Here is a 25,405-nt window from a genome sequence, read left to right on the forward strand (position 1 = left end):
CAGGGCCCCTACACAAAATGCTTCAGGTCACATTGCGGCTGCCGCTTCGAGCAGCGGCAGCGTCCGGCCCTGGAAGTGTGTGTTCAGGACAATCACGGACGAGGACCTCAGCACGGTCTTCGTGGCGATCATGGCATCAAGGACACGCTGCAGGTCGGGGTTGGACCGCGCCGCGATCCGAGCCATCAGGTCCGAGCTGCCGGAAACGGTGTGGATCTCGATCAGTTCAGGAATCCCTGCCAGCGCTTCGACCACGGCATCGTGCCCCAGGTCCTGGTTGATGGTGAGCGAGCAGAACGCCACCACCGGGTAGCCGAAATGGGAGGGGTCCGGCTGCGGCACCCACGAACCGATGACTCCTCCGGCCGTCATCCGGTCCAGCCGGGACTGGACGGTGGCGCGGGCGAGCTTCAGGACGCGCGAGGCTTCCAGCACCGACGCCCTGGGCGAATCCGTGAAGAATCGGACAATTTTGGCGTCCATTGCGTCCACATTCATTGATTTCCCTTTCAGCCCGGCCCAATAGTTTACAAATCGCCGCGCAAGCGGGCGATACTCCTGCAAACTGCCACCATGCTCTCACGGAAGCTGTGCGAGGAGGCCTGCGCGGGACGGTAAATTCAATATGTCCCAAAAGGACCAACCACCGACCACAAGAAGGTTCGCAAGCATGACGATGAAGTCCACCGCAGAGCGCCCATCCACTTCGCTCGGCCACAGCATGAAGCCCCGCCAGCTGACCATGATGGGGCTGGGCAGCGCCATCGGGGCGGGCCTGTTCCTCGGCTCAGGCGCTGGCGTCCAGGCCGCCGGGCCGGCCGTCCTGATCTCCTACCTCGTGGCCGGCACGCTGATCATCCTGGTCATGTGGGCGTTGGGCGAAATGGCTGCCGCCAACCCGAACAGCGGAGCATTCTCTGTGTACGCGGAAAAGGCGATGGGCAGGACTGCCGGCGCAACCGTGGGGTGGCTGTGGTGGCTGCAGCTGGTAGTGGTCATCGCCGCCGAAGCCCTCGGCGCGGCGGGCCTCCTTTTTACGGTGTGGCCGGTGATTCCCGTCTGGGTGCTCTCCCTGGTGTTCATGGCCCTCTTCACCGCCATCAACCTGGCCGGCGTCAACAACTTCGGCGAATTCGAGTTCTGGTTCGCCATCCTCAAGGTGGCCGCAATCCTGATGTTCCTGGGGATCGGCACGGCGCTCCTGCTGGGCCTGCTGCCTGACGCACCAAGCCCGGGCCTGGGCAACATCACCGGAAACTTCGCCCCCGCCGGCCTCGGCGGAATTGCCACTGCGCTGTTCGTGGTGATCTTCGCCTTCGGCGGCACCGAGATCGTCAGCGTTGCCGCCGCCGAAACCGACAACCCCCGCCACAGTGTGGCCCAGGCGATCCGTACGGTGCTGTGGCGGATCCTGGTGTTCTACATCGGCTCGGTCTTTGTCATTGCCGCCGTCCTGCCCGCGACCTCCGCATCCCTCGCCTCGCCGTTCGCCGGCGTCCTCGATGCCGCACGGATTCCGGGAGCCGGCACGGCCATTACCCTGGTGGCGGTCGTTGCACTGCTGTCCGCGCTCAACGCGAACCTCTACGGCGCGTCCCGCATGATCTATTCGCTGGCCCAGCGCGAGGAAGCCCCGCGTTTCCTGTCGAAGCTGAACAAGGCCAGGGTGCCCATGGTTGCCGTGGGCGTCTCCGTGGCCTTCGGCTTCATCGCCGCCGTACTGGAACTCCTCTTTCCGGAACAGATCCTCCCGGCGCTCTTCCAGCTGGTGGGCTCAACCTGCCTGATGGTCTGGGGCTCCGCCCTCGTCTCCCAGCTGATCCTGCGCCGCAAGGCGGATCGTGAGGGCACCGAGCTTCCGCTCCGGATGAAGGGCTTCCCGGGCCTGACGATCTTCGGGCTGGTCCTGCTGGCCCTGATCTTCGCCGTAGGTTTCAGCAGCCCCGAGAGCAGCCGCCAGCTGGTGAGCACCATCATCCTGGTCGCCGCGATTGCAGCGGCCTGCAAGATCGGCGCCAAGGTGACAGCGTCCCGCCAGGGCAGCGAAGCCAGGTAGCTTCCGCCCAAGTAAGTAGCAGCAGGTGTCGTTTTGAGCCCTCAAAACGACACCTGCTGCTACCCAGTTGGGGAATGGCCGCAGGGAGACTGCGTGCAGCAATCCAGGCTCACTTAGCAAATTGCTATGCGGTACGGCCCATGCCATGGCAGCTTTTCGCAATCTGGTCAGTGGATCCTGAACTGATTGCCCGGCCTTTCGCCCGTGACTAGGGTCACAACCATGGATACCTTGCCTTCCCCTTTCAGCGGCAGCGACGCCGGGCAACTGTCGGGACTACGTTCCGAACCCCTGACCGCCGGGCAGCTTCGCGAGCTGTTTTCGCTGATGGTGGCAGTCCGGCACCTGGACTCCTCGGCCATCGCCTGGCAGCGCCAGGGGATCATCCCCGGCTATGCCCCGGAACTTGGCCAGGAGGCCGCGCAGGTGGGAAGCGGCTACGCCGTGGACACCACCCGGGATTTTGTCTTCCCCACCTACCGCGAAATGGGTGTGGCCAGGGCCATGGGCGTGGACATGGTCGCCTATATGTCCACGCACAAGGCCACGTGGCACGGCGGGCTCTATGACCCGCTGCAGTCCCGGCTCGCACCCATCCAGGCCGTGGTGGGCGGGTCGGTGCTCCACGCCGTGGGCTGGGCCCACGGCCAGACGCTGGATCAGAAGGACGGCGTGGCCATGACGTACTTCGGCGACGGCGCGTCGTCCCAGGGCGACATCCACGAGGCGATGAACTTCGCGGCGGTCATGAAGGCTCCAGTCGTCTTTTTCGTCCAGAACAACGGCTGGGCCATCTCGGTCCCCACCGAACGCCAGGTAGCCGGCGGCTCCGTCGCAGCCCGGGCCGCAGGCTACGGCATGCCGGCACTGAGGATCGACGGGAACGACGTCGTTGCCGTGGTCGAAGCGACGCGGCGCGCCTTCGCGCATGCGCGTGCCGGCAACGGTCCGGTGCTCATCGAGGCCATGACCTACCGCCGCGGCCCGCACTCCACTTCCGATGACCCGGGCCGGTACCGGTCGCTCAATGAAGAGCGCGACGACGCCGGCGAAGACCCGCTGGAACGGTTCCGGAGGCGGCTGCTCGCCGACGGTGTTGCCGACGAAGCCTTCTTCGCCGAAGCACTCGCAGCCGCCAAAGCCGAGGAGGAACACATCCGTGCCGGGATCCAGGCGCTCGGCTCCCGCCCCGGCACCGAAATGTTCGACCTGGTCTTCCAGGAAACCACCCCTGCACTGCAGGCCCAGGCCGCCAACTGGCGCGAGGAGTCCGAACATGTCTAATGCCATCCTTGAAAGCGGGGCCGCCATGGCTGACGGAACTCCACGCCGCGGAGTTGAACAATTGTCCATGCAACAGGCACTGAACCTTGCCCTGGCCGAGGTGCTCGCCGCGAACCCGAAAGCGCTGGTCTTCGGTGAGGACTGCGGCCGGCTCGGCGGCGTGTTCCGCGTTACGGACGGCCTCCAGGCGAAGTACGGCAGCGGCAGGGTGTTTGATACCCCCCTCGCCGAGTCCGGCATCCTCGGCATGTCCGTGGGGCTGGCCATGGCCGGCTTCCATCCCATCCCGGAGGTCCAGTTCGACGGCTTCGCCTATCCGGCCATCAACCAGATCGTCTGCCAGATTGCCCGGATGAACTACCGCAGCCGCGGCACCATGCCGATGCCCATCACCCTGCGCGTACCCAGCTTCGGCGGCATCCGCGCCCCAGAACACCACGGCGAAAGCCTCGAGGCGCTCTTCGCGCACGTGCCGGGCCTGAAGGTGGTCTCGCCGTCGAACCCGCACGAGGCTTACCACCTGCTCAAGTACGCCGCCGCGCGGCCGGATCCGGTGGTCTTTATGGAACCGAAGTCCCGCTACTGGCAAAAAGGCGATGTCGACTTCGACTCAGCGGACCCGGCAGGCTCCCCCGCCGGCGGTTCCCCCGCCGGCGCGAAGGTCATGCGTGCCGGCCGCCACCTCACGCTCGTCGCCTGGGGCGCCATGGTGGCGCGCTGCCTCCAGGTGGCCGAACTGGCCGCCGAGGACGGGATCGACATCGAGGTCCTCGACCTGCGCTGGCTGAAGCCCATCGATGAAGCCGCGCTGGCGGCGTCCGTACGGAAGACGCGGCGCGCCGTCGTCGTCCATGAAGCGCCGCTTACCTCCGGACTTGGCGCCGAAGTGGCCCAGCTCATCACGCAGGCCTGCTTCGACACGCTCAAGGCCCCCGTGGAGCGCGTCACCGGCTTCGACGTGCCGTATCCCTCGGGCGATCTGGAAGATGAATACATCCCGAACATTGACCGGATCCTCTTCGGCATCCAGCGAGTATTGGAGTACAAACGTGGCTGAAATTTCCTTCCCGCTCCCCGACCTCGGCGAGGGCCTGATCGAGGCAACTGTGCTGGAATGGCTGGTTTCCCCGGGCGACCAGGTGGAGCGCAACCAGCCGCTGGTCGAAGTGGAAACCACCAAATCCGCTGTTGAACTGCCCAGTCCGCAGGCAGGTAAAGTGGTGCGTATCCACGGCGGGCCCGGTGACAAGATCAATGTCGGCGAGCCCCTGATTGTGTTTGAGGTGCCGGACCACACTGCCGGCATCGTGGGCACGGTCCCGAAGGAAGAGGCACCAAAGCGCCGGGTCCGCCTGAGCGCCGTACTTGATGAGGACTGACACCATGAGCGGCAGGCACACCGGCGAGCAGCACCACCACACCGTGGAGGGCACCGACCCCCAGCTTTACGTGGAGGTGCACGAGCCGGAAGCCGACGCCGGGTTGCGCCCGGTCCTGCTGCTGCACGGATTCTCCTCCTCCACCAAGCTCAACTGGCAGGACACCGGCTGGCTGGCCGCCCTGTTGGAAGCCGGCCGCCGCGTCATCACCGTTGACCTGCCCGGCCACGGCCGCAGCGGGGCGCCGGAAGACATGGACTCGTACAGCCCCAGCCGGATCCGCGCGGACCTCCTGCAGGTGGCGTTCGACGCCGGCGTCCGCCCGTTGCGGGACGGCGACCCCGCCAGCGGGCTCGACGTGGTCGGCTACTCCCTGGGGTCCCGGCTCGCCTGGGAATTCGGCGCCACGCAGCCGGAGCTCGTTCACCGCCTGGTGCTCGGCGGCCCCAACATTGCCGATCCGCTGGCGGCCTTTGACCTGGTGGCCGCACAGCGCTACCTGGCGGACGGCACGCCCATCGCGGACGAGTCCACGGCGGGGCTGCTGAAGATGGCCCAGGGGCTGCCCAGCAACAACATCTTTGCGCTGTTGTCGCTCGTGGAGGCAATCAAGGGGGAACCCTTCGACCCGGCCGAAGCCATTCCCCACATGCCCATGCTGCTCGTGGCCGGGGAAAAGGACGACCGCGCCGCGACCATGCCCGAGCTCGCCGAACTGGGTGCCAAATCAGGGGCGCTCGTGGAGCAGCTGCTGATTCCCGGCCGCAACCACAGCAATGTGATCACCAGCAGGACGTTCAAGCAGGCTGCAACGGAGTTCCTCGGGGTTTAGTTCCAGGCACAAAAAGGCGGGCGCGGACCGAAGTGGTCCGCGCCCGCCGTCGTGCTTGTCAGGAAGGCTGCACTGTCAGGAAGGCTGCACTGTCAGCCTGCCGCCTAGTGGTGGCTGCTGACGCCCAGCGGGCGGCCCTTGGTTTCGCCGGCCAGGAGAACACCGACTGCGGAAATCACGCACAGGATCATGATGTAGATGCCGATGGAGCCGGTCCACTTGGTGCTCTGCATCAGCGACTCGGCGATGGTGGCCGCGAACGCACCGCCCAGGATGGCACCGAATGCGTAGCCGATGGAAATGCCCGAGTAGCGCACGTTGGCGGGGAACATTTCGGCGTACATGGCGGACATCGGGCCGTAGGACAGCCCGAGGCCGACGGTGAGCACAAAGAGCGCCACGCCGTACAGCATGATGTTCTTCGTGTCGATCAGGGCAAACATCGGGATCATCCAGGCGAACACAATGCCGTAGCCGATCAGGAACGTCTTGACCCGGCCGATCTTGTCGGAGAGCCAGCCGCCTACGAGCGTGAAGATCAGCCAGCCGAACGAAGCCAGGGTGGTGGCCAGCAGGATCTCGGCGACCGGCATCTTCAGAGTCTTTGTGGCATAGGAGATGAAGAAGGCGATCAGCAGGTAGCCCGCCGCGTTGTTGCCGATGAAGATCATGGTGGAGTAGAGCACGGACTTCTTGTGGGACTTGATCAGCTGTCCCAGCGGAGCCTTGGCCTTTTCCTTGCGCTCGATCATTTCCTTGAAGACCGGGCTTTCAGCCACCGCGCGGCGGATCAGGTAGCCCACCACGATCAGCACGATGGACAGCAGGAACGGCACACGCCAGCCCCAGGCCGCGAAGTCTTCCTTGGACATGCTGGTGTTCAGGAAGTACAGCAGGCCCGTGGCCAGGATCATGCCGACGGGAACGCCGATCTGCGGGTAGGCGCCAAACAGGCCGCGCTTGCTCTTGGGAGCGTGCTCCACGGCCATCAGCGCCGCGCCGCCCCATTCGCCACCGGCGGAGAAGCCCTGGATGATGCGGAGGGTGATCAGGAGGATCGGAGCCCAGACACCGATCTGGGCATACGTCGGCAGCATACCGATCAGGGCGGTGGCCGCACCCATCATGATGAGGGTGAAGACCAGCATGGCCTTGCGGCCCAGGCGGTCGCCCAGGTGGCCCGCGATAACGGCGCCGAGCGGACGGAACAGGAAGCTGATGCCGATCAGCGCGAAGGAAAGAATCTGCGCAAGGCCGGGGTTGGACTGCTGCAGCGGGGTCAGGAACAGCGGGGACAGCAGCGTTGCCGTCAGCTGGGCGAAGATGAAGAAGTCGTACCACTCGATGGTGGTACCGACCAGCGTCCCTGCGAGGACTTTGCGTTCCTCATGCTTGCTGCTGGGACCCGCCTCTGAATCGACGTGTGAAGTTGCGGTCATTGGAACTCCGTGGCTGTGGGCAGCGCCTGGTAGTGCTACTGCCGAATGTGGATTGACGCCGAGCGAATTACCGATCGAACGGTCAGTTGGTATGAGGATACTCGAATGTGTGACAAAGCGCACTAGGACTTTTGGGCCAACATGGACGCCGGGCTCGTGGGCGGCGGCAACATGGACCCGGCGGGCCGGACGGTCAGTCCGGCCTGCTCAGGAATTCACGGACCCTGGCCCGGACCGGTTCGCGGTCATAGCTGTTGACGAGGGCACCGGCCATCCGGACGGGATCACCGAAGAAAAAGTACTCATAGAGGGACTGCCGGCCCGAAAACCCTGAGATGGAGGCATCAAAGGCCAGCTTGAACAGGCGGACCCGCTCGGGGCCGGTGAGGGTCTTACCCTGCAGGTACATGTCGATGTCCGCCCTGGCCCCGCTGTTGACATCGGCCTCACCCGGCAGCGCCATCAGCCCGGATGCGGAGAACTTCCGGATGATCTGCGGGAAGCGCTGGGCGATTTTGGGGTACCAGTTCCGGGCGGCATTGAGCGTGGTCCACTTGGGCAGCATCACGCCCGCGTCGTTGAGGCCGGCGTCAGCTTCCGATGCGCGAACCAGGGCCTTGCCGATTTCGACGTCGATGATCAGTTCGGCGATGTCCTCCTGGATGTGCTGGAAGCCGTCGATCCCGATGGACTCGGCCAGCTCCGACGCCAGGCCGAGGAAGAACTCGCTCTTGGCGATGGTCCGGGTGACCACCTGGTGTGTCATGAGGGCGCCCGCACCGGTCTCCGTGTAGAAGCTGTTGCAGAGCTCCGGGTGGCCGAGCATGAAGATCCGTTCGCCCGGCACGAATACGTTGTCGAAGATGGCCACCGCGTCCATTTCCTCGTAGCGCGAGGCCAGGGGCTCGTCATGGGTACTGCCGCCGTTGTACAGCGAGGTGCGGCAGAGGTACCGCAGGCCCGGAGCATCGTTGGGGATGGCGAACGCGTAGGAATACGGGGCGTCCTCCGGGGTGCCCCGCAGCACGGTGGACGGGAACACCAGGAGTTCGTCGGCAATGGGCGCGATCGTGGCCAGCATCCGGGCACCGCTGATCACAATGCCGCCGTCCCGCTCCTCGACGATGTGGGCCGACAACTGTCCGCCCATCTGCTCTGAGCCCGAGACGGAGCGGTTGACCTGCGGCGGGATGAGCGTGTGCGTGGCCAGGACGTCATTTTCCCGCGCCCACTCGTAGTAGTTGCGGATGTTTTCGCCGAACTTGGGGTCGGCCTGCGAGAACCATTTCTCCGCGGTACTGAGCGCCGTCAGGGATGAGTTCATATAGTCCCCCGAGCGGCCCAGGAAGCCGTTGGAGGACTCGGCCCAGGTGGAAATGGCCCGGCGCCGGCGCTGCAGGTCCTCGATGGTCCGGGGAACCAGGAAGGACGCGTTCACCAGGTCGCCGGTGGAGGGCGAGGTGTATGTCAGCGCCTCCTGGTACGCGGGGTCGTGCTGCATGTCGAAGAGCTTCGCGTAGGACCTGGCCACGTTGCGGAACGCCGGATGCTCAGCGACCTTTTCACTGACCACCTCCCCGTCGATCACCACATGGGGCTTCATGGCGTTGAGCTTGTCCAGGTACTGCCGGCCGGTGCGGATACCCATTTTTCTTCCTCCAGTCCTCGTTGAGCTGCAGCGGGTTTGTTCGGATAGGGGTGCCGGACTAGAGGAGGTCCTCCATGCCCAGCTCCCGGTCCGGGATGGTGGTGTAGGTGCCGTTGGCAAACGCCAGGGCGTCGCCGTGGCGGTAGTCGAAGTCCGCCACCTCGCCGAGATACAGGGTGTGGTCGCCGCCGTCGTAGGCAGCCCAGGGCCTGCACTCGAAGTACGCCAGGACCCCGGCGAGGCGCGGCGCCGTGGCACCCTCCACCCACCGGGGCTCGTACCCGGGGCGGCCGGCGAAATGCGTGGCGAGGTGCCGCTGCTCGGCCCCCAGGATGTTCACCGTGAACGGACGGCCGGCAAGCTCATCGTGCGCCTTGGCGGTCCGGGCAATGCTGACCAGGACCAGGGGCGGCTCCATGGACACGGACGTAAACGAGTTCACGGTGATGCCGTGGCGCTTGGTGGCGCCGTCGAAGGTCACGATCGCGACGCCGGTGGCAAACCTGCCGAGGCTCCCGCGGAAATGGTGGTCCTTCGGCGTAGACGTCCTGCCCGCAACTTCGGAGGCCTCTCCCGGACGTGGTGTGGAAATCATCATTGATCCCTTGGATTGTCCGCTCTATAGTCGATCTCGACGACCCAACTGTTCTATAGTTGAACATATAGTTCCCATATGGAACGCTAACCCAAAGTGGGGCGCAACACAAGACCCTCCGGGTGGAGCGCCCCGGAACCCGGCCTAGGATGGACAGCATGACTCAGACTGCCGGCGGCGGCACACAGGCCGCGACCGCCCAGGCTTCCCCGTCGCAGACCCTCTCGCGCGGGATACGCGCGCTGGAAATTCTCGCGGAAGCAGAGCAGCCGCTCACCATTGCCGAACTTGCCGATGCGATGGGGGTCCACCGTTCCGTGGCCTACCGCATCCTGCGCACACTGGAGGACCACTCCCTGCTGGTCCGGGACGACTCCGGCAAGGTCCAGCCCGGCCCCGGACTGGCCGTCCTGGCGCGCGGCGTCTCGCGCAATCTGCAGTCAGCCGCATTGCCTGAGCTCACGCAGCTTGCCAACACCCTGAACATGACGGCCTTCGTCGCGGTGTGGGACCACCAGGACTGCATCACCCTGGTGACGGTGGAGCCCCGGCACTCGGCGGCCACCGTGGTCCAGCACCCCGGTTCACGGCACCCGATCAGCGCCGGCGCCCCGGGGATCGCCATCCAGTCCGCCCTCACGGAGCAGGGCTGGAACCTGCTGGCGTCGGACATCCCCTACCGGCCCGAGGCGGCCGAGGCCCGGAAACGCGGCTATGCGGCCAGCCACGATGAAGTCATTGCGGGGGTTTCCTCGCTGGCGGCCCCCATCAACGTGCCGGGCGGCCGCCCGGCCTCGGTCGCCGTCGTCTACATCCGCTCAACGCAGGACCCGGCCGAAGTGGCGGCCGCCCTGATGTCCAGCGCCGCGCGCATCGAAAAGCAGCTGCTCTAAGGCGCCGGCGTGCCGCTGGTTAGCGGCTGCCGGCCAGTTGGGTTCCGCGGCGGGCCTTGCCGTTTCGGAGGACGACGGCGGCGGCCGCCCCCAGCAGGAACAGCGCCGCTGCGGCGCATACCGGCACGAGGAATGCCGCCGAATACCCTTGGTGCTGCGCCAGCTGACCGGCAACGGAGGACCCCAGCGCCGTGCCGGCGACAATGCCGCTGGCGAGGGCTGTCATGACGGTTCCCAGCCGCCCGGCCGGGGCCACAACGCCGCCGATAGCGAATACGGTGACCATCAGCGGGCCCACCGGCAGTCCGAGGACGAGCAGCACCAGCACCATGGAGAACGCCGAAGCAGGCACCAGTAGGAGCACCGCGAGGCAGGCCATGAGCACGGCACTCACCATCCACCGTGCCGACAGGGTAAAGCGCGTCGGCCAGTAGGCAACGCTCAGCGCCGCGGCAGCCGAGCTCAGCCCCATGACCGCGTACAGCAGCCCGGCAAGTTCGGCCGTGGCAAAGCTTGCGGAGAAGGAGCTCAGGCCCGTCTGGGTGGAACCAAAGAAAGTTCCCATGCACACCATGGCCAGGAATGGCAGGGCAACGGCTGCCATGCCATTCCCGCGGGCGCTGGCTGTCCCGGGGCCTGCGACGGGACGGCGCCGGCGCACGCTCAGCGGTACGGCCAGGTGTGTGCGGTGGACGGCGAATGCGGGCACCAAGGTGAGTGTCAGGGCCGCGGCGAGGGCAAGCGGAAGCCACGGAGCGACCAGGCTCGCAAGGATGCCCACCAACGCGGGGCCGAGGACGAACGTCAGTTCATCCGCGGTGCTTTCGTAGGACAGTGCCGCGTCCAGGTCCTTTGCATTCCTGGCCGTGCTGCCCCGGGCGGTCAGGGCCATCCAGCGGACCCGGGCCAGCGGGCCCACCTGGGGGCAGCTGGCTCCGGCAACGAAAGCCGCGACGAGGGCCGGTACAGCCGCGGCCAGATCCTGGCCGGACGGAACCAGGTATGCGGTAAGGATCAGGGCCACCACAGCGGCCGTGTTAAAGACTGCAGCAACCAACAGCGCCGGCCGCTGGCCGAGCCGGTCTGCCCAGGCCCCGAGCACTGGTGCTCCCAGTGCGGATCCGATTCCCACGGCCCCGGCTGCCGCTCCGCCGACCGCGTACGAGCCCGTGACGGCCGTAACCAGGGTCAGGGCGCCAACGGTCAGCATGGCGAGGGGAAGTCGGGCGAAGAGTCCCAGCGGGATGAAGCCCTTGCCGGCCAGCAGCGGAAGCCGGGCGTACCGGCCACCCCGGCTCGAATGGGCACGCGGGAGATCCTGCTTGGCGTGGGGTGCGGGGTGCGCTGCGGCTTCGGCTGCACTGGCAGCTGCAGTGGTAGCAGGGGAAGGTGCGGTGGATGCCTGCGAAAACATTGAAGTGGTCATTATTCCGGGTTCGCTCAAAGATGCGCATCGTCCCTCCTCCCGATGCGCGCGACCCGGTAACCCTTAAAGTGTAGCCGAGGCTCCGGAACGCCGGGCCCGGCCGGTGGAGCGTGGACTGGTGGAGCATGGAACCGCCGCGCCGGGCCCGAGACTCAGGCCACTGGGGCTCAGACCAGGGCGTCGTCGGAAATGTGCAGCGTGGAGCCGTTCCGCCCCTTGACCACCTGGAGCTGGGTGCTGATGCGCTGCTTCATTTCCGGCACGTGGCTCACCAGGCCGACCACCCGGCCGCCGTCGCGCAATCCCTCCAAAGCGTCCATGACCTGTTCCAGTGCCTGCTCGTCCAGGCTGCCGAAGCCCTCGTCCACGAAGAGTGTCTCGATGTCGACTCCGCCGGACTCCTGCTGCACCACGTCGGCGAGGCCAAGCGCCAGGGCCAGCGAGGCCATGAACGATTCACCGCCGGAGAGCGTGGACGTATCCCTGCGGTGCCCGGTCCACTGGTCCACCACCTCGAGGCCGAGGCCGGACTTGGCTCCCCGGGCAGCCTTGGCGTCCGTGTGCTGCAGGGTGTACCGGCCATCGCTCATTCCGACCAGCCGCTCGGACGCGGCGACGGCCACCTGCTCCAGCCTGGCCGCGAGCACGTAGCTGTTCAGGCTCATCCGGTAGGAGTTGTCGCCGGCCCCGCGGGCGGCGTCGGCCACCGCGGTGAGCAGCGCCGCGCGTTCCCGCGGACCCTGGCCTGAGGCTGCCAGCCGGGTGTAGTCCCCGGCAATCCGCCGGATGGACTGCACGGATTTGTCCGCGAGTCCGGCCGCGACGACGGCTTGCCGGGCGGCATGTTCCGCAGCGGTGTCCTCCGCACGGAGCTCTTCGAGCACGCCAGGCTCAATCGGGCCGTCGGACGCCAGCTCGCGGGCGGCCTGTGTGAGTTCCTCACCGGCGAAGAGTTCGCCGACGCGGGCTGCTTCATCCTGGCCCGCCCGGATGGCGGCCTCTAGCGTGGCGGCGTGAGGGGCCGGGAGCAGGACTGATCGGGCCGCCTCTGCGGAGGCGAATCCGGACTCCGGAAGCGCCTGGTCCAGCTGCTGGCGGGCCTCCGTGGTCCGCAGCATGGCCTGTTCGAGACCGGTCCGCGCGGCGTCTGTTCGTTCCAGGAGGGCCGTGGACTGATCCAGTGAGGTGAGCCGGCTGCCAAGGGTCGGGTAGCCTGCACGCAGCTTCTGCAGCGTAGCCTCCAGCGCAGCTTCCTGTTCGAGGACCGCCGTGCGGGTGGACTCCGTCGTCGCAATGCTGGACTCAGCGGCCGCCTGCTTGGATTCGGCGGCTGCGACCTGTTCGTCCAGATCCGCCAGCCGCTCACGGCTGGCCACGAGTTCCGCTGCCGCCTGGACGGCCTCGCGCGCACGTTCTTTCGCCAGGACGGCTTCGGTGCGGGCATCCTCCGGCGGGGTGTCGCCGCCCTGTGCCGCCAGGATTGCGACCTGCTGCCGGGCTTCGGCAAGCTCCTGGTCCAGCGTTGCGAGGACAGCTTCTGCCGACTCACAAGCGTCCTGGGCTGCCTGTTCCGCTTCAGCGATGGCCAGCGCGGCCGTGGCCGCGGGCGCCGGCGAGGGGTGCGCGGGGCTGCCGCACACCGGGCACGGTGTGTCCGGCCTGAGCTGGGAAGCGAGCTCGGCAGCCGCGTTGGCGAGCCGCTCTTCCCGCAGATCCAGCCACCGCTGGCGGTGGTTTTGCTGATCGTCCCGGGCAACACGGTGCCGTTCGTCAACGCCCGAACATAGCCGCGCCGCTGTGGCGTACCGGCCGACGACGGCCACGAGTTCCTCTGCGGCGGCGGCTTCCTTGGTCCGCAGCTGGGCTTCGGCAGCCAGCTCCTCGAGGGGCGCCACGCCAGCCAGCAGCCCGGCTGTTTCCGCGCGCAGCGCCTCAAGGGCCACGGCGCCGGCGCGCCGTCCCTCCCTCAACTGTTCCAGGGTGCTGCGAAGCTCTGTGCTACGGGCTGCCAGCCCGGACAGCCTGGCTTCGTCCGGCAGCCGTTCCTCGAGCACGGCGCGGAGGGAGCGCAGGCGGCTGAGTTCGCTGCGCAGGACTGCGGCTTCGAAGTAGGGTCCGCCTTCACTGCCGCCGGCGTGGCGGCTTGTGGTGGCGCCCGCTCCGTCGGACAGGGCGGCAAGCTCGGGGTCCACGAGAACCGCGGCGTTCAATTCGGTGGCGGCGGCGGCCATGGCGCGGGATGCACGTTCTTCGGCGTCCCCGGCTTTGTCGACGGCCTGCAGTTGGCCGCCGAGCACTTCGGCCTTGCGGTGGAGGCCAAGCTGCCGGGCCTTTTCACTGAGTTCAGGGGCTGCGGCGTCTGCGGCCGATTTCCGCAGTTCCGCGGCGGCGAGTTTTGCCTGTCGGGCAGCACGTGCGGCCGCGGACTCAAGGCGCCGGGCGGCGCCGGCGCGCGCTGCCGCGGCCTGGTCCGCTTCGGCCTGCAATGTCCCGGCCCTGGCGGCGGCGGTATCCTGCAGCCAGGCAAGAAGGTGATCGGCGCCGTCCGGCACGGGCGGGGTGTCCTGCAGATCCTCGTCGGACGGGGCCGCCTCAGCCCGGGCCTGTGCCAGCAGCAGGTCCAACTGGGTGTTGAGGCCGGCCACCTCCGTGCGGGCCTCTGCCGCCTGACGCACCAGTTCCTGTTCGACGGCTTCGAACCGCTGCGTGCCGAAGAGGCTTTGAAGCAGTTCCAGCCGGTCGGAGGGCTTTGACCGGAGGAATGCAGCGAAGTCCCCCTGGGGCAGCATGACCACCCGGGTGAACTGCTCCCGGTCCATGCCCAGCACTGAACTGATTTCCGCTCCGGCCTCATCGTTCCGGCCGGACTTTTCTATCCATTGCCCGTCAACGCGTTCCCGCAGCAGCGTGTTGGCCTTCTGCTCCGTAAATCCGTTTTTGCCCCTGGCGCTGGGCCGGTTCCATGCAGGGATCCTGGAGACTTCAAAGCGCCGGCCTTTGGCAGAAAACTCGCAGGTGACCCGCGGTTCGGCGGCGGCATCCGCGTGGTCGCTGCGGAGTCGCTTTCCGTCCTGGCGTGCGCCCGGCACCGACCCGTACAAGGCAAAGCAGATGGCATCCAGCACGCTGGTCTTGCCGGCGCCGGTTGCGCCGTTCAGCAGGAAAAGTCCATGAGTGCTGAGCCGGTCAAAGTCGATGTGCTCCGTGCCGGCGAAAGGGCCGAAGGCGGAGATTTCCAGGCGGTGGATCCTCATCGTGACATCTCCCCCAGACGCACGGCTTCGAGCGCTTCCGCGAGGACAGCCGCTTCTGACTCATCGGTGCTGCGGCCCCGAACATGCTCCAGGAACCCGCAGCAGATGGACAGATCGTCATCCGCCGCGGCGAGCCTGGAGCTGTAACTCGTCGTGGTGGCGGCCGTGGCGCCTTCGGGATCGAAACCGAGGACCAGGGTGTCCGGAAAGCGGGCGCGCAGTTTGTCCATGGCCTGGGCGGGGCGCTGGGGATCCGTCAAGGTGATCTGGCAATACGCGGTCTCGGCCCAGGCGTGCTCCTCGGCCGTGAGGAGGTGGTCCAGCGTGCCCCGCAGCACCGCGAGCGCGCGCGGCGCGTCCCATCGGACCTCCCTGACGTCGGTGATACCGGTGGCATCCACTTCGACCAGCCAGCCGCCTTTTCGGTGCTTCGCCTCTGAGAAGGAATAGGCAAGGGGTGAACCGGAGTAGCGCACGGTCGGCGACAGCGACTGCCTGCCGTGCAGGTGCCCGAGCGCGGTGTAGCCAAAACCGTCGAAGAGATCCAGGGGGACCGCCCCGACTCCACCGATGCTCAGGTCCCGTTCACTGTCCGAGCTGATCCCGCCGCTCGCGAACGTATGGGCCAGCACGACGGAATGCACGGTCCTTCCGCTGGCACGGGTGGCCACATCGGCCCGGATCTTTGCCGTGGCCGCGCGCGTCACTTCGAAGTGGCTGGCGGGCTCAACGCCCAGCTGCTCGGCGACCAGCCTCGGCTCCAGCCACGGAATGCCGTAAATGGCCAGCAGCGGACCGTCCTCCGCCGTATCCAGCGGAAACAGCACCGGCACGTCGAGTTCGGCGAGCCGTGTACGCAGGTGCACTCCCCCGCGTTCCAGGAGCCGCGACGCGAAACCCAGGCGGATGGCGGAATCGTGGTTTCCGCTGGTGAGAACCACCTGCGCTCCGGCGTCCGTCAGGCGGACCAGGGCATCATCCAGGAGCCGGACCACGTCGACGCCGGGCAGGGCGCGATCGTAGACATCTCCGGCAATCAGGACGACGTCCACTTTCTCCGTGCTGACGAATTCGACCAGCTGGTCAATGAAGTCCTGCTGGGCGTCCAGCATGCCGACGCCGTGGAAGGACCGGCCCAGGTGCCAATCGGAAGTGTGCAATAACCGCATGTTCTTAAGCTATCCGCGGGTACCGACAGTTTTGCGGCACAGACACGGCTTGGCCGGGCAACTACCGTCCGCGCTTGCCGTCAAAGAAGTCGCGGGCGTCGTCGTCAACGGCGCCGGCTGCACTGTCTGAAGCACTGCCTGAAGCACTGTCAGCGGCACCGCCGGTGGCATCGTCGTCGTCGAGATCGTCGTCGTTGGTGACCAGTTCGTCGTCGTCCACATCGTCGCCAGCGTCGTGCGCGCGGGCCGGCGCAGCAGCCGGGGCCTCGGCAAACCCGCGGAACACGAGCCCTGCGATGGCGGCGCCCACCAGCGGGGCTACCCAGAAGAGCCACAGCTGTTCAAGGGACCAGGAGTTGCTGAAAATGGCCGAGGCGGTTGCCCGTGCCGGGTTGAACGGCGTGTTGCCCACTGCCTGGCCCAGCTGCAGCAGGACGGCGAGCGTAAGGCCCACGGCGAAGGGCGCGGCGGCCTTGCTGGTGTTGCGTGCAGCCGTGGTGCCCAGGAAGACGGCCACCAGGATGGCGGCGCCCAGGACCTCCACGAGCAGGACGCCGGCCATGGGCGCCTGGATGATGGAATGCTCGCCAAAGCCGGCGGTCACGGTGTCAAAGGCTGCCCGGGTGTCTTCGATCTTGGGAACAGTCCGCAGGATTCCGAACAGTGCGAGCGCTCCGGCCACTGCGCCGACCAGCTGCGCTCCGAGGTAGGCCGCGGCTTCCGGCAGGCGGATGCGGCCGGCGATGGCGTTGCCCAGGGTTACTGCCGGGTTGAAATGTCCGCCGGAGATGTACGCGAAGGCGAGCATGGCCGCGGTGACGGCAAGGCCGGCGGCCAGCGAGGCGGACAGCGGGTTCGACTGCGGAATCGTGAACAGCGGAACTCCCAGGCCTGCGATCACCAGGAACAGGGTGCCAAAGGCCTCCGCTGACAGGCGTGCAACCAGGCCCGGTTTGAAAGCCTCCGGAGCGGCAGGCAAATCGGAACTTGGAGTCGGGCGTGCAGGCACAGGGGCGGTCATGGTGTGGAAATCCTTTGCTTCGATGCGCGGCCGGTGATCCCGGTGCGCGTGCGGGCGGCGGTGCGCCCGGCAATGTACTGTCCGACGTATTCTGCCAACCGAGTCTGGACGCTTGCTGGATTCGAGCTTAGCGGTCGACGCACCGCCACGACGACTGCGCTACGTGCTTCCCGGGGAATCCGGATGCCGTCTCCGGGGTAAATTTACAGATATGAGCACTGAACATTCCCGCCTGACGGCGCCGACGCCCCAGTCCCGGATCCATGGCTGCCTGCTGGGCGGCGCACTGGGCGATTCCCTCGGCTACGCCGTGGAATTCGATGATATTTCCACTATCCGGAGCCGCTTCGGTCCGGCGGGACTCCAGGATTTTTCAGCGCTCGACGCCGGCAGCCACTTCTCGGACGACACGCAGATGACGCTGTACACGGTTGACGGCCTCGTCGAGGCACTGGAGTGGGCAAATGAGGGCACGGCCGCCGATGCCAACGCCTGCGTGTGGCTCGCCTACCTTCGCTGGCTGGCAACGCAAGGGGTGCCGGTGCCGTCCTCGGCTCCAGCCCCGCAGCCGCGCTGGATCGACGGACAGGAAGCCCTGAAGCACCGTCGGGCGCCCGGGAATGCCTGCCTCAGCGGCCTGGCCTCCGGCGAAATGGGGACCATTTACCGCCCGGTCAATCCCGATTCGAAGGGATGCGGCACGGTGATGCGCTCTGCGCCGTTCGGCCTCATCCCGCACATTCCGGCGGAGGCGGTGTACAAGCTGAGCTCCGACGCGGCGTCGTTGACGCACGGCCACCGTTCGGCGCGGCAGAGTGCTGGAACTTTCAGCCTCCTGATCCACGCCCTCATGGGTGGCCAAAGTCTCACGGAAGCGGCCGACTACGTGCTCGACGATGCCCGTGGACGGGACGACGCCGAGCCGGCACTCATCGACCGGCTGGAACGGTCCGTCCACCTCGCGGCGGTTTCCCGGCAGGAGCCGGCCGCCGCAGACCGCCTCGGCCCCGAAGACCTGGTCCGGGAGCTCGGGGAAGGCTGGGTGGCCGAGGAAGCCCTCGCCGTCGCCCTGTATGCGGTGCTGGCCACAGCCCCGGCAGGGGATATTGACGGCGACACCGCAGCGGGGACTGCCGGCGGCGTTTCCCGTGCAGGCATCGAGGCGCATTTCCGTGAGGCCATTGCGCTGGCCGTGAACCACAGCGGAGACAGCGACTCCACCGGCTCCATCGCCGGCAACATCCTGGGCGCCTTCTACGGCGAGGAGTGCCTGCCTGCCGCTTGGCTGGAGTCGCTGGAGGCCCCGGAGGTCATCCGCGGGATGGCCGGGCAGCTGGTCTCGGTGACCATCGCCTGAGTCAGGGCCGCTTCAGGGAGATGTTGTTGCAGGCTTCGCAGATGTCCGCCGGAATGAGTCCCCGGCGCTGCAGGAAGCCGAAGATCGCGCAGCCCAGGCAGAACCCTGCGAATGCTTCCAGCGAGGCTGCCACGATAAGGACGGCCAGGAGCGTCCAGGCGGCGGGAGCCAGGCCGGCCGCGAGCAGCAGGGCTGCGGCGGTTGACATGCCTGCACCAATGCCCTGGGCGAACCGCTTGGGCGGACCGGGCACCAGCTTGGCCCGGCCCAGACGCGGCGCCAGGACCTTGACGGAGAGCTGGGCCAGCGGTGAAATCCTGGGACCGAACAGCACGCGCAGCCAGAAGCCGGCGGCGATGAGGGCAAGTCCCCAGCCCCAGCCGGTCAACAGCGTGGCGGCCGCAACGACGACCACCAGGGCAGCGGTGATCCTGGCCGCATACTCGTTGACCGGGTTCGGGAATGCGAACACCGTGCGCCAGTCGAGGCCGGTGCGCCCGCCTGCCGCCGTGGCAGTGGTAGGAACGGCGTCGGCCGGGGAGTCGATCTGGAGTTTGCCCATGGTGCAAGGCTAGGAGCCCGCCTCCGGCACCGGAAGGATTGTTGCGCCGTATGACCGCCGGCTAGATCAAGGCGGCGGCTGCCGGAACCTGCCCGCCCACCATCTGCAGGAACTCACCTTCGGACAGCACCTCGATGGCCTGCCCGCGCTCGTGGAGTTCCAGGACCCGCCGGGCTTTGCCGGTCAGGCGGCCGGAGCGGAGATCCGAGGCCACAAAGCCGTCGCCAACCACCAGCACCGTGGTCCGTCCGGTCACCCTGCTTTCGGGCTGCGCGCCGTATTCGGCCGACAGGACCTTGGCCTCGGGCCGGGGCATGGCAAGCTCCCCCGTGAACACGACCGTCTGCCCGAACAGCGGGTGGCCGGGTTCGGCGTCGGAATTCGGCACGGGGTTGGCCCCTTCCTCGGGCCAGCCGGATTTGAACGGCCGCGCCGCGGCTGTTCCGGTGCCGCCGGCTGCCCCGAGGGCAGTCAGCGTGGCCTTGGACAGGCCGTCACGGGCGGGATCGAAGGCCTGTTGATGCGGGAGCTCAAGTCCCAGGGACAGGAAGAGTTCCGCAATGCTGCCGGCGCTGTTGCGCCGGGCAATGTCAATGAGGATTCCCGCGCACGCCCTGGCATCCTCAGCTGCGTCGTGGTGGTTGACCAGCGGAACGCCGGCTTCCTCCGCCGCATAGGGCAGCGAGTTGGACACCAGGGAATAGCACCGGCGGGAAAGCATGACCGTACACACGTAGTCGTAGGCAGGGCCGGGCAGCCCGGACACTTCCAGCCCGGACCGGATGACGCCCAGGTCGAAGGCCGCGTTGTGGGCAGCCAGGACATCGCCGCCAATGAAGGCACCGATCTCCGGGAAGAGTTCGCCGAAGCGCGGCAGGCCGGCCACATCCTCGGCCCTGATGCCGTGGATCCGCACATTGTGGTAATCGAAACGGTCGTGGTTTTCGGGCGGGCGCATGAGCCAGGACGCTTCCTCCACCACCACGCCGCCGCGGACCTTGCTGAGCCCAACGGCGCACGGCGAACCGCGGAAGCCGTTGGCTGTCTCGAAGTCGATCGCCGTAAAGTCCAAACCCACGGCTCAAACTTTACCGCCGGCCGGCCCGCGGCCCGGCACGCCGGCCCGGTTTGTCGCGGGTGTCGATGGTCACGCAACGTCCCTGCGGGGAAGGCCCGGCACCGGGGGTCCAGTAACCTTGGAGGGTGAACCTACATGCGATGAGTGACTTTGCCGTGTCCACCCTCGGGGGTGCGGGACCGGTGCAGCCGCACCTGGCCTCGTTCCTCCCCGACTGGCTCAACCCCCAGATCTTCCTGGCAGATCCGGCGCTGGCCCCCTGGGTGGTGCTGCTGGTCTGCGGCATCATCTTCGCCGAGACGGGCCTGCTGATCGGCTTCTTCCTCCCCGGCGACTCCATGCTGTTCACTGCCGGCCTCCTGGTGGCCACGGACACCATCAAGTTCAACATCTGGCTGTTCGCGGCCCTGATCATCGTTGCGGCCATCGTCGGCAACCAGACCGGCTATTTCATCGGTTCCAAGGCCGGCCCGGCCATCTTCAACAAGCCGGACTCCAAGCTGTTCAAGCGTGAAAACGTCGAAAGTGCGCACGCCTTCTTCGAAAAGCACGGCGGCAAGGCGCTGATCCTGGCCCGTTTCGTTCCCATCATCCGCACGTTCGTGCCGGTGATCGTGGGCGTCGCGCAGATGAGCAAACGCAAGTTCTTCCTCTTCAACGTCATCGGCGCCGCGCTCTGGGGCGGCGGCGTCACGCTGCTCGGCTACCTGCTGGGCGACCGCGTGCCGTGGGTCCGCGACAACCTGGACATCATCTTCATCATCATCGTGCTGGTCTCCGTGATCCCCATCGGCATCGAAGTACTCCGCGGGCTGTCCGCCAAGCGCCAGGCGGCGCACTTCGGCACGGACGCGGTGGATGAGTTCATCGAAGAACACGAACCCCAGGACGAGCGCAAGACGAACATGTAGCACGGAACGAGCGAAGGCGCCCCGCACTGCGGGGCGCCTTCCGTCGTTAATCTGACGGCTAGGACCGGCTCCGCGTGCGGTGGTCGGCCAACGCCTCAACGATGGCCGGCAGCAAGGCCCTGAACGCCTGGCCCCGGTGGCTGATGGCATTCTTTTCCTCGGGGCTCAATTCGGCGCAGCTGCGGTCCAGGCCGCTTGGCTGAAGCACCGGATCATAGCCGAAGCCGCCTTGGCCCCGCGGTTCGCGCAGCAGCGATCCTTCGAGCTGGCCGTACTCCACCACTTCGCGTCCGCTGTCCGCTGCCGCCCCCGGCACCGCGAGCGCGGCGGCGCAGACGAAAGCGGCGCCGCGGTACTCGTCGGGGACGTCGGACAGCTGGTCCAGCAGGAGCCGAAGGTTGGCGGCATCGTCACCGTGGCGGCCGCTCCACCGGGCCGAAAAGATCCCTGGCGCCCCGCCGAGGACGTCCACCGACAGGCCCGAATCATCGGCAATGGCCACCAGGCCGGTGGCCTCGGCCACGGCCCGGGCCTTCAGCAGGGAGTTCTCCGCGAACGTCACGCCGGTCTCGACGACGTCCGGGGCACCGACGGCGCCGGCGTCCACGACCTGGGTGTCGACGTCGAGCCCCGGCACCTGCCCGCGCAGCAGCTCACGCAGTTCGCGGAGCTTGCCCTTGTTGTGGGTCGCGAGCACCAGCACCGGACCGGCGGGGTCCGCCAGTTGCCCGGCGGAGTCCGTCACGGGGCCTCCGCCAGCGTTTCGCGCTGGATGGCCGCGAGCTGCTCCGTACCCAGCAGGGCAAGGTCCAGGAGCTGGTTCAACTCGTCGCGGTCGAACGGGGCGCCCTCGGCCGTGCCCTGGACTTCCACGAATTTGCCTGACCCGGTGACCACGACGTTCATGTCGGTCTCGGCGCGGACATCTTCGACGTACGGCAGGTCCAGCATGGGGATGCCGTCGATGATGCCGACGGACACGGCAGCGATCGTGTCGATGAGGGGCTGTGCATTCTTGGAGATGATCTTGTTTTCGCGCGCAAAGCGGATGGCTTCGGCAAGCGCCACATAGGCGCCGGTGATGGCGGCGGTGCGGGTTCCGCCGTCGGCCTGCAAAACATCGCAGTCCAGCACAATGGTGTTCTCGCCCAGCGCCTTGGTGTCGATGATCGACCTCAGCGAGCGGCCGATCAGCCGGGAAATCTCATGGGTGCGGCCGCCGATCTTGCCCTTGACCGACTCGCGGTCGGAGCGGGTGTTCGTGGCGCGCGGAAGCATGGCGTATTCGGCCGTGACCCAGCCGCGGCCCTCGCCCTTGAGCCAGCGCGGCACGCCTTCGGTCAGGGAAGCCGTGCACAGCACCCGGGTGTTGCCGAACTCGATCAGGGCCGAGCCTTCGGCCTGCTTGGACCAGCCGCGGGTGATGCTGATCGGGCGGAGCTGATCAGGGGTACGGCCGTCGGCACGAATGACGGGGGTTGCAATTGCTTCAGAAGTCATGTTGCAAGCTTAGCGATCGCACAGCCCCGGCCAGGACGCGTTCCACCCAAGTAGGTAGCAGCAGGTGTCGTTCTGAGCCTTCAAAACGACACCTGCTGCTACTTAGTTGGGCCTCAGACGGTGTAATGGACTCCGGCCACGGCCACGGCGACGTCGCCCCTGAACACGGGTTTGGCCTCGGCCATGACTTTGGTCTGCGACGTCCACACCGGAATGTGGGTCAGGAGCAGCCGGCGCGCCCCTGCCGCGGCGGCAGCCTCGCCGGCGCGTTTACCCGTCAGGTGCACGTCCTTGATGTCGTCGTCGCGGCCTTCCTCGAAGGCGGCCTCGCACAGGAAGAGGTCGGCGTCCTTTGCGGCTTCCTCCAGCCCGGCACACGAGTCGGTGTCCCCCGAGTACGTCAGAACGCGGGTGACCGGCACGCCGCCTGCGGACGGTTCCGTCACCTCGACGCGGAGGGCGTAGGCCTCCTCCACGGGGTGGTTCACCGCGAACGGCGTCACGGTGTACGGTCCCACCGTGACGGACTGCCGCTCGGTCCAGTTGGTGAAGTCGAATTCCTCGTGCATGCCCGGGTCCAGCTCCAGCCCATACGCCGTGGCCATCCGGTCCGCCGTCGCCGCCGGGCCCCAGACCTTAATCCGGTCCCGGCCCCAGCCGCCCGGCTTCCAGCGCACGGCCACATGGAGGCCGCACAGGTCCATGCAATGGTCCGGGTGCAGGTGGGTGAGGAAGATCGCGTCAATGTCCTCAAGGTCCGTGTACCGCTGGATCGCCCCGAGGGCCCCGCTGCCGAGGTCCATCACGATCTTCCAGGTCCGCTCGCCGTCGTGGGCGGTCAGCAAATAGCACGACGCCGGGGAGCCCGGCCCCGGGAAGGAACCGGTGCAGCCAACAATGGTCAGTTTCACAGCCGTGTTCCCCCGGCCGCGGATCCGCCGACGAAGTTGGAAATCCGTGGCCGGGCGGCGCCGGCCCGGGCTGCCGCGATCATTTCCGGCGTTATCTTCGCCAGGCTGCCGGTGGGGTACTGCGCGGCAACGTGGTCCACGTGCTTCACACTGAGCACTTCGGGACCGAGGAAGCGCCTGGCCAGGGTTTCGAACTGGCTGGCTTCGCCGGTGGCGATGAAGTGGTGCTGGGGCGGCGCCTCGACGGTCCGCTGAAGATCGTGTGAAACGAGTGCCCGGTAAACATCCTTGGCGGTTTCCTCGGCACTGGAGACGAGGGTGACGTCCTCCCCCATGACATAGGAGATCACACCGGTGAGCAGCGGGTAGTGCGTGCAGCCGAGCACAACGGTATCCACGCCGGCGGTGCGCAGCGGCTCAAGGTACTCCCGGGCAACGGCAAGGAGTTCCGGACCCGTGGTGATGCCGGCCTCCACGTAGCTGACGAATGCCGGGCAGGCCACGGACGTGATGTGCAGGTCCGGGGCTGCGGCGAAGGTGTCCTCGTACGCCCGGGAACCCACGGTCGCGGAGGTCCCGATGACGCCCACCCGGCCGCTCCTGGTGGCGGCCACAGCCCGACGCACCGCAGGCTGGATCACTTCGATCACGGGAATCCCGTAGCGGGCCGTGTACCTCTCGCGGGCGTCCCGGAGGACAGCGGCGGAGGCGGAGTTGCACGCGATGGTCAGCAGCTTGACGCCGGAATCCACCAGCTCATCCATCACGCCAAGGGCGTTGGCGCGGACCTCGGCGATGGGCAGCGGGCCGTAGGGGCCGTTCGCGGTATCGCCCACATAGAGGATCGATTCGTTGGGCAGCTGGTCGATGATGGACCGCGCCACGGTCAGTCCGCCGACTCCGGAGTCGAAGATGCCGATGGGCCGCGAGCCCATGGGGCTGTCGTCCGCGCTGCTCGCTGGGGAATCCGCCACAGCGTCCGCTGCCGGATCCATGCTCGATGCTGAAGTCATGATTATTCGAGGATAGGGCTTCCCTGTTGGTGCGGCCATCACATTGTGTCGTCCGACTCATGTTGGATAAGTCACACAATTTGGCGTCAGGCCCGCCGCACGCACGCCGAAGCGCTCAGGCCCGCGGTTCCATGGACTGGAGCATGGCCTGCACCAGCGATTCCTGCAGCCACGTGGTGAAGTTGTACACCAGCGCCAGGTAGCTTTCCACGTCTTCGGCCTGGGACCAGTCCTGCATGGTGTGGACGTGTTCGGCGTCGGCGTCGTCCCGGATGTCAAGCCGTTCAGCCAGGACCAGCCGGACGTCGTTCAGCGCCTGCGACCAGTGCCGGGCGTCGGCGGGCGAGAGGACCACGTCGTTGGTGTCCAGGCCCAGCGCCGCCGCCCGCAGGGCGCCGATCTTGTTTTCCCGCAGTGAGCGTTCGGTGAGCTGGCGGAACTCCAGGGCGGCGGCGTCGTCGGTCCGGGTGACGTTGGGCAGCAACCGCCGCAGCGCACGGTCCGACGGTTCCTGGACATTCATGTCCAGCCCGATCAGGGCTGTCAGCGGGTCTTCGCTGGCGCTTTCGGCCGGTTCGAGCATGGAGATGACGTCGTCGATCAGGCTCCGCAGCAGTTCCCGTTCCGCCGGTTCGAGGTATCCGGTAATGCCTTTGAGCCCGTATTTGAATGCCTTAGCCACGTTTGCCTTTGCCCTTGCCGGATCCGCCGTCTTTGCCGCCGCCGGTGGCTTTTTCCACCGTGGCCCACAGGCCGAAGCCGTGCATGGCGACGGCGTGCTGCTCCACCTGTTCCTTGCTGCCGTGCGCCACGATGGAACGTCCCTTCTTATGGACCTCCATCATGAGCTTGTTGGCCTTCGGCTCCGAATAGCCGAAATAGCTCTGGAAAACGTAGCTCACGTAGCTCATCAGGTTGACGGGATCGTTCCAGATCACCAGGTTCCAGGGAATGTCCGGGGCCGTCAGGGCGTCGGTGGACGTCACTGTTACGGTCTGGGTGCTCTCCTGGGTGTCAGGGCCGAGCGCAACGCTTAAGGTCATCTGTCCATTCTAGGGCGATGCGCACTAGAGTGAA

The 25,405-nt window shown here is 67.0% G+C and carries 24 protein-coding genes; 8 read left to right on the forward strand and 16 right to left on the reverse strand.

The features are described 5' to 3' along the window. Positions 1-27: 27 nt before the first annotated feature. Positions 28-498, reverse strand: a complete 471-nt coding sequence (locus tag PV761_RS07205; protein ID WP_347895513.1) for an Lrp/AsnC family transcriptional regulator — start codon at positions 496-498, stop codon at positions 28-30. Between the two features lie 172 nt (positions 499-670). Between PV761_RS07205 and PV761_RS07210 the strand changes: the two genes are divergently transcribed. The 5 genes from PV761_RS07210 (at position 671) to PV761_RS07230 (ending at position 5,551) form a co-directional block, all read left to right on the forward strand. After that, the gene (locus PV761_RS07210; RefSeq protein ID WP_347895515.1) at positions 671-2,056 is read left to right on the forward strand and encodes an amino acid permease; all 1,386 of its coding nucleotides are present in this window, start codon (positions 671-673) and stop codon (positions 2,054-2,056) included. Between the two features lie 327 nt (positions 2,057-2,383). Next, the gene (locus PV761_RS07215; protein ID WP_347895696.1) at positions 2,384-3,340 is read left to right on the forward strand and encodes a thiamine pyrophosphate-dependent enzyme; all 957 of its coding nucleotides are present in this window, start codon (positions 2,384-2,386) and stop codon (positions 3,338-3,340) included. Then, on the forward strand, positions 3,333-4,397 hold the full coding sequence (locus tag PV761_RS07220) for an alpha-ketoacid dehydrogenase subunit beta (RefSeq protein WP_347895517.1): 1,065 nt from the start codon (positions 3,333-3,335) through the stop codon (positions 4,395-4,397). The genes PV761_RS07215 and PV761_RS07220 overlap by 8 nt, the downstream gene beginning before the upstream one ends. Beyond that, on the forward strand, positions 4,390-4,719 hold the full coding sequence (locus tag PV761_RS07225) for a biotin/lipoyl-containing protein (protein ID WP_347895519.1): 330 nt from the start codon (positions 4,390-4,392) through the stop codon (positions 4,717-4,719). Before PV761_RS07220 ends, PV761_RS07225 begins: the two co-directional genes overlap by 8 nt. 4 nt (positions 4,720-4,723) lie before the next feature. After that, positions 4,724-5,551 carry an alpha/beta fold hydrolase gene (locus PV761_RS07230; RefSeq protein WP_028272962.1) on the forward strand — a complete coding sequence of 276 codons (828 nt, stop codon included), beginning with the start codon at positions 4,724-4,726 and terminating at the stop codon, positions 5,549-5,551. 104 nt (positions 5,552-5,655) lie between these two features. Here the strand turns inward: PV761_RS07230 and PV761_RS07235 are convergent, their stop codons facing one another. The 3 genes from PV761_RS07235 to PV761_RS07245 all read right to left on the reverse strand — a co-directional run bounded on the left by PV761_RS07235 (position 5,656) and on the right by PV761_RS07245 (position 9,236). Beyond that, positions 5,656-6,990: an MFS transporter gene (locus PV761_RS07235; RefSeq protein WP_028270056.1), complete on the reverse strand. Its 1,335-nt coding sequence runs from the start codon at positions 6,988-6,990 to the stop codon at positions 5,656-5,658. 193 nt (positions 6,991-7,183) lie between these two features. Further along, positions 7,184-8,638, reverse strand: a complete 1,455-nt coding sequence (gene hpaB / locus PV761_RS07240; protein ID WP_028270057.1) for a 4-hydroxyphenylacetate 3-monooxygenase, oxygenase component — start codon at positions 8,636-8,638, stop codon at positions 7,184-7,186. Between the two features lie 58 nt (positions 8,639-8,696). Continuing rightward, a complete protein-coding gene (locus PV761_RS07245; RefSeq protein WP_028270058.1) occupies positions 8,697-9,236 on the reverse strand; it encodes a flavin reductase in 540 nt (179 codons plus the stop codon). A 155-nt stretch (positions 9,237-9,391) separates the two neighbouring features. Here PV761_RS07245 and PV761_RS07250 point away from each other — a divergent pair, with 155 nt between their 5' ends. Beyond that, positions 9,392-10,126 (forward strand): IclR family transcriptional regulator, encoded by a 735-nt coding sequence (locus tag PV761_RS07250; RefSeq protein ID WP_347895523.1) that lies wholly within the window; start codon positions 9,392-9,394, stop codon positions 10,124-10,126. Between the two features lie 19 nt (positions 10,127-10,145). Here the strand turns inward: PV761_RS07250 and PV761_RS07255 are convergent, their stop codons facing one another. The 4 genes from PV761_RS07255 to PV761_RS07270 form a co-directional block, all read right to left on the reverse strand. Further along, positions 10,146-11,540 carry an MFS transporter gene (locus PV761_RS07255; RefSeq protein ID WP_347895525.1) on the reverse strand — a complete coding sequence of 465 codons (1,395 nt, stop codon included), beginning with the start codon at positions 11,538-11,540 and terminating at the stop codon, positions 10,146-10,148. Positions 11,541-11,719: 179 nt separating this feature from the next. Continuing rightward, positions 11,720-14,806, reverse strand: a complete 3,087-nt coding sequence (locus PV761_RS07260) for an SMC family ATPase (protein WP_347895527.1) — start codon at positions 14,804-14,806, stop codon at positions 11,720-11,722. Continuing rightward, positions 14,803-15,975: an exonuclease SbcCD subunit D gene (locus PV761_RS07265; protein WP_347895529.1), complete on the reverse strand. Its 1,173-nt coding sequence runs from the start codon at positions 15,973-15,975 to the stop codon at positions 14,803-14,805. Before PV761_RS07265 ends, PV761_RS07260 begins: the two co-directional genes overlap by 4 nt. A 61-nt stretch (positions 15,976-16,036) precedes the next feature. Continuing rightward, a complete protein-coding gene (locus PV761_RS07270; RefSeq protein WP_028270063.1) occupies positions 16,037-16,996 on the reverse strand; it encodes an aquaporin in 960 nt (319 codons plus the stop codon). Positions 16,997-17,207: 211 nt separating this feature from the next. Here PV761_RS07270 and PV761_RS07275 point away from each other — a divergent pair, with 211 nt between their 5' ends. After that, on the forward strand, positions 17,208-18,353 hold the full coding sequence (locus tag PV761_RS07275; RefSeq protein WP_347895531.1) for an ADP-ribosylglycohydrolase family protein: 1,146 nt from the start codon (positions 17,208-17,210) through the stop codon (positions 18,351-18,353). Between the two features lies 1 nt (position 18,354). Here the strand turns inward: PV761_RS07275 and PV761_RS07280 are convergent, their stop codons facing one another. Continuing rightward, on the reverse strand, positions 18,355-18,915 hold the full coding sequence (locus PV761_RS07280) for a DUF4395 domain-containing protein (protein WP_347895533.1): 561 nt from the start codon (positions 18,913-18,915) through the stop codon (positions 18,355-18,357). A 61-nt stretch (positions 18,916-18,976) separates the two neighbouring features. Continuing rightward, entirely contained in the window at positions 18,977-19,993 is a 1,017-nt protein-coding gene (locus PV761_RS07285) for an exonuclease domain-containing protein (protein ID WP_347895535.1), read from the reverse strand. Between the two features lie 140 nt (positions 19,994-20,133). Here PV761_RS07285 and PV761_RS07290 point away from each other — a divergent pair, with 140 nt between their 5' ends. Continuing rightward, positions 20,134-20,904, forward strand: a complete 771-nt coding sequence (locus PV761_RS07290) for a VTT domain-containing protein (RefSeq protein ID WP_347895537.1) — start codon at positions 20,134-20,136, stop codon at positions 20,902-20,904. Positions 20,905-20,962: 58 nt separating this feature from the next. Here PV761_RS07290 and rdgB read toward each other — a convergent pair whose 3' ends face one another. The 6 genes from rdgB to clpS all read right to left on the reverse strand — a co-directional run bounded on the left by rdgB (position 20,963) and on the right by clpS (position 25,371). Then, on the reverse strand, positions 20,963-21,649 hold the full coding sequence (rdgB, locus tag PV761_RS07295) for an RdgB/HAM1 family non-canonical purine NTP pyrophosphatase (protein ID WP_347895539.1): 687 nt from the start codon (positions 21,647-21,649) through the stop codon (positions 20,963-20,965). Next, positions 21,646-22,404, reverse strand: a complete 759-nt coding sequence (rph, locus tag PV761_RS07300) for a ribonuclease PH (RefSeq protein WP_028270069.1) — start codon at positions 22,402-22,404, stop codon at positions 21,646-21,648. The genes rdgB and rph overlap by 4 nt, the downstream gene beginning before the upstream one ends. Positions 22,405-22,517: 113 nt before the next feature. After that, a complete protein-coding gene (locus PV761_RS07305; protein WP_347895541.1) occupies positions 22,518-23,315 on the reverse strand; it encodes an MBL fold metallo-hydrolase in 798 nt (265 codons plus the stop codon). Then, on the reverse strand, positions 23,312-24,367 hold the full coding sequence (murI, locus tag PV761_RS07310) for a glutamate racemase (protein ID WP_347895543.1): 1,056 nt from the start codon (positions 24,365-24,367) through the stop codon (positions 23,312-23,314). Before murI ends, PV761_RS07305 begins: the two co-directional genes overlap by 4 nt. Before the next feature lie 76 nt (positions 24,368-24,443). Beyond that, entirely contained in the window at positions 24,444-25,010 is a 567-nt protein-coding gene (locus PV761_RS07315) for a DUF2017 domain-containing protein (protein WP_347895545.1), read from the reverse strand. After that, positions 25,003-25,371: an ATP-dependent Clp protease adapter ClpS gene (gene clpS, locus PV761_RS07320; RefSeq protein ID WP_347895547.1), complete on the reverse strand. Its 369-nt coding sequence runs from the start codon at positions 25,369-25,371 to the stop codon at positions 25,003-25,005. The genes PV761_RS07315 and clpS overlap by 8 nt, the downstream gene beginning before the upstream one ends. Between the last annotated feature and the right edge of the window lie 34 nt (positions 25,372-25,405).

The sequence above is a fragment of the Arthrobacter sp. CC3 genome, assembly GCF_039907775.1.
Taxonomy (GTDB): Bacteria; Actinomycetota; Actinomycetes; order Actinomycetales; family Micrococcaceae; genus Arthrobacter.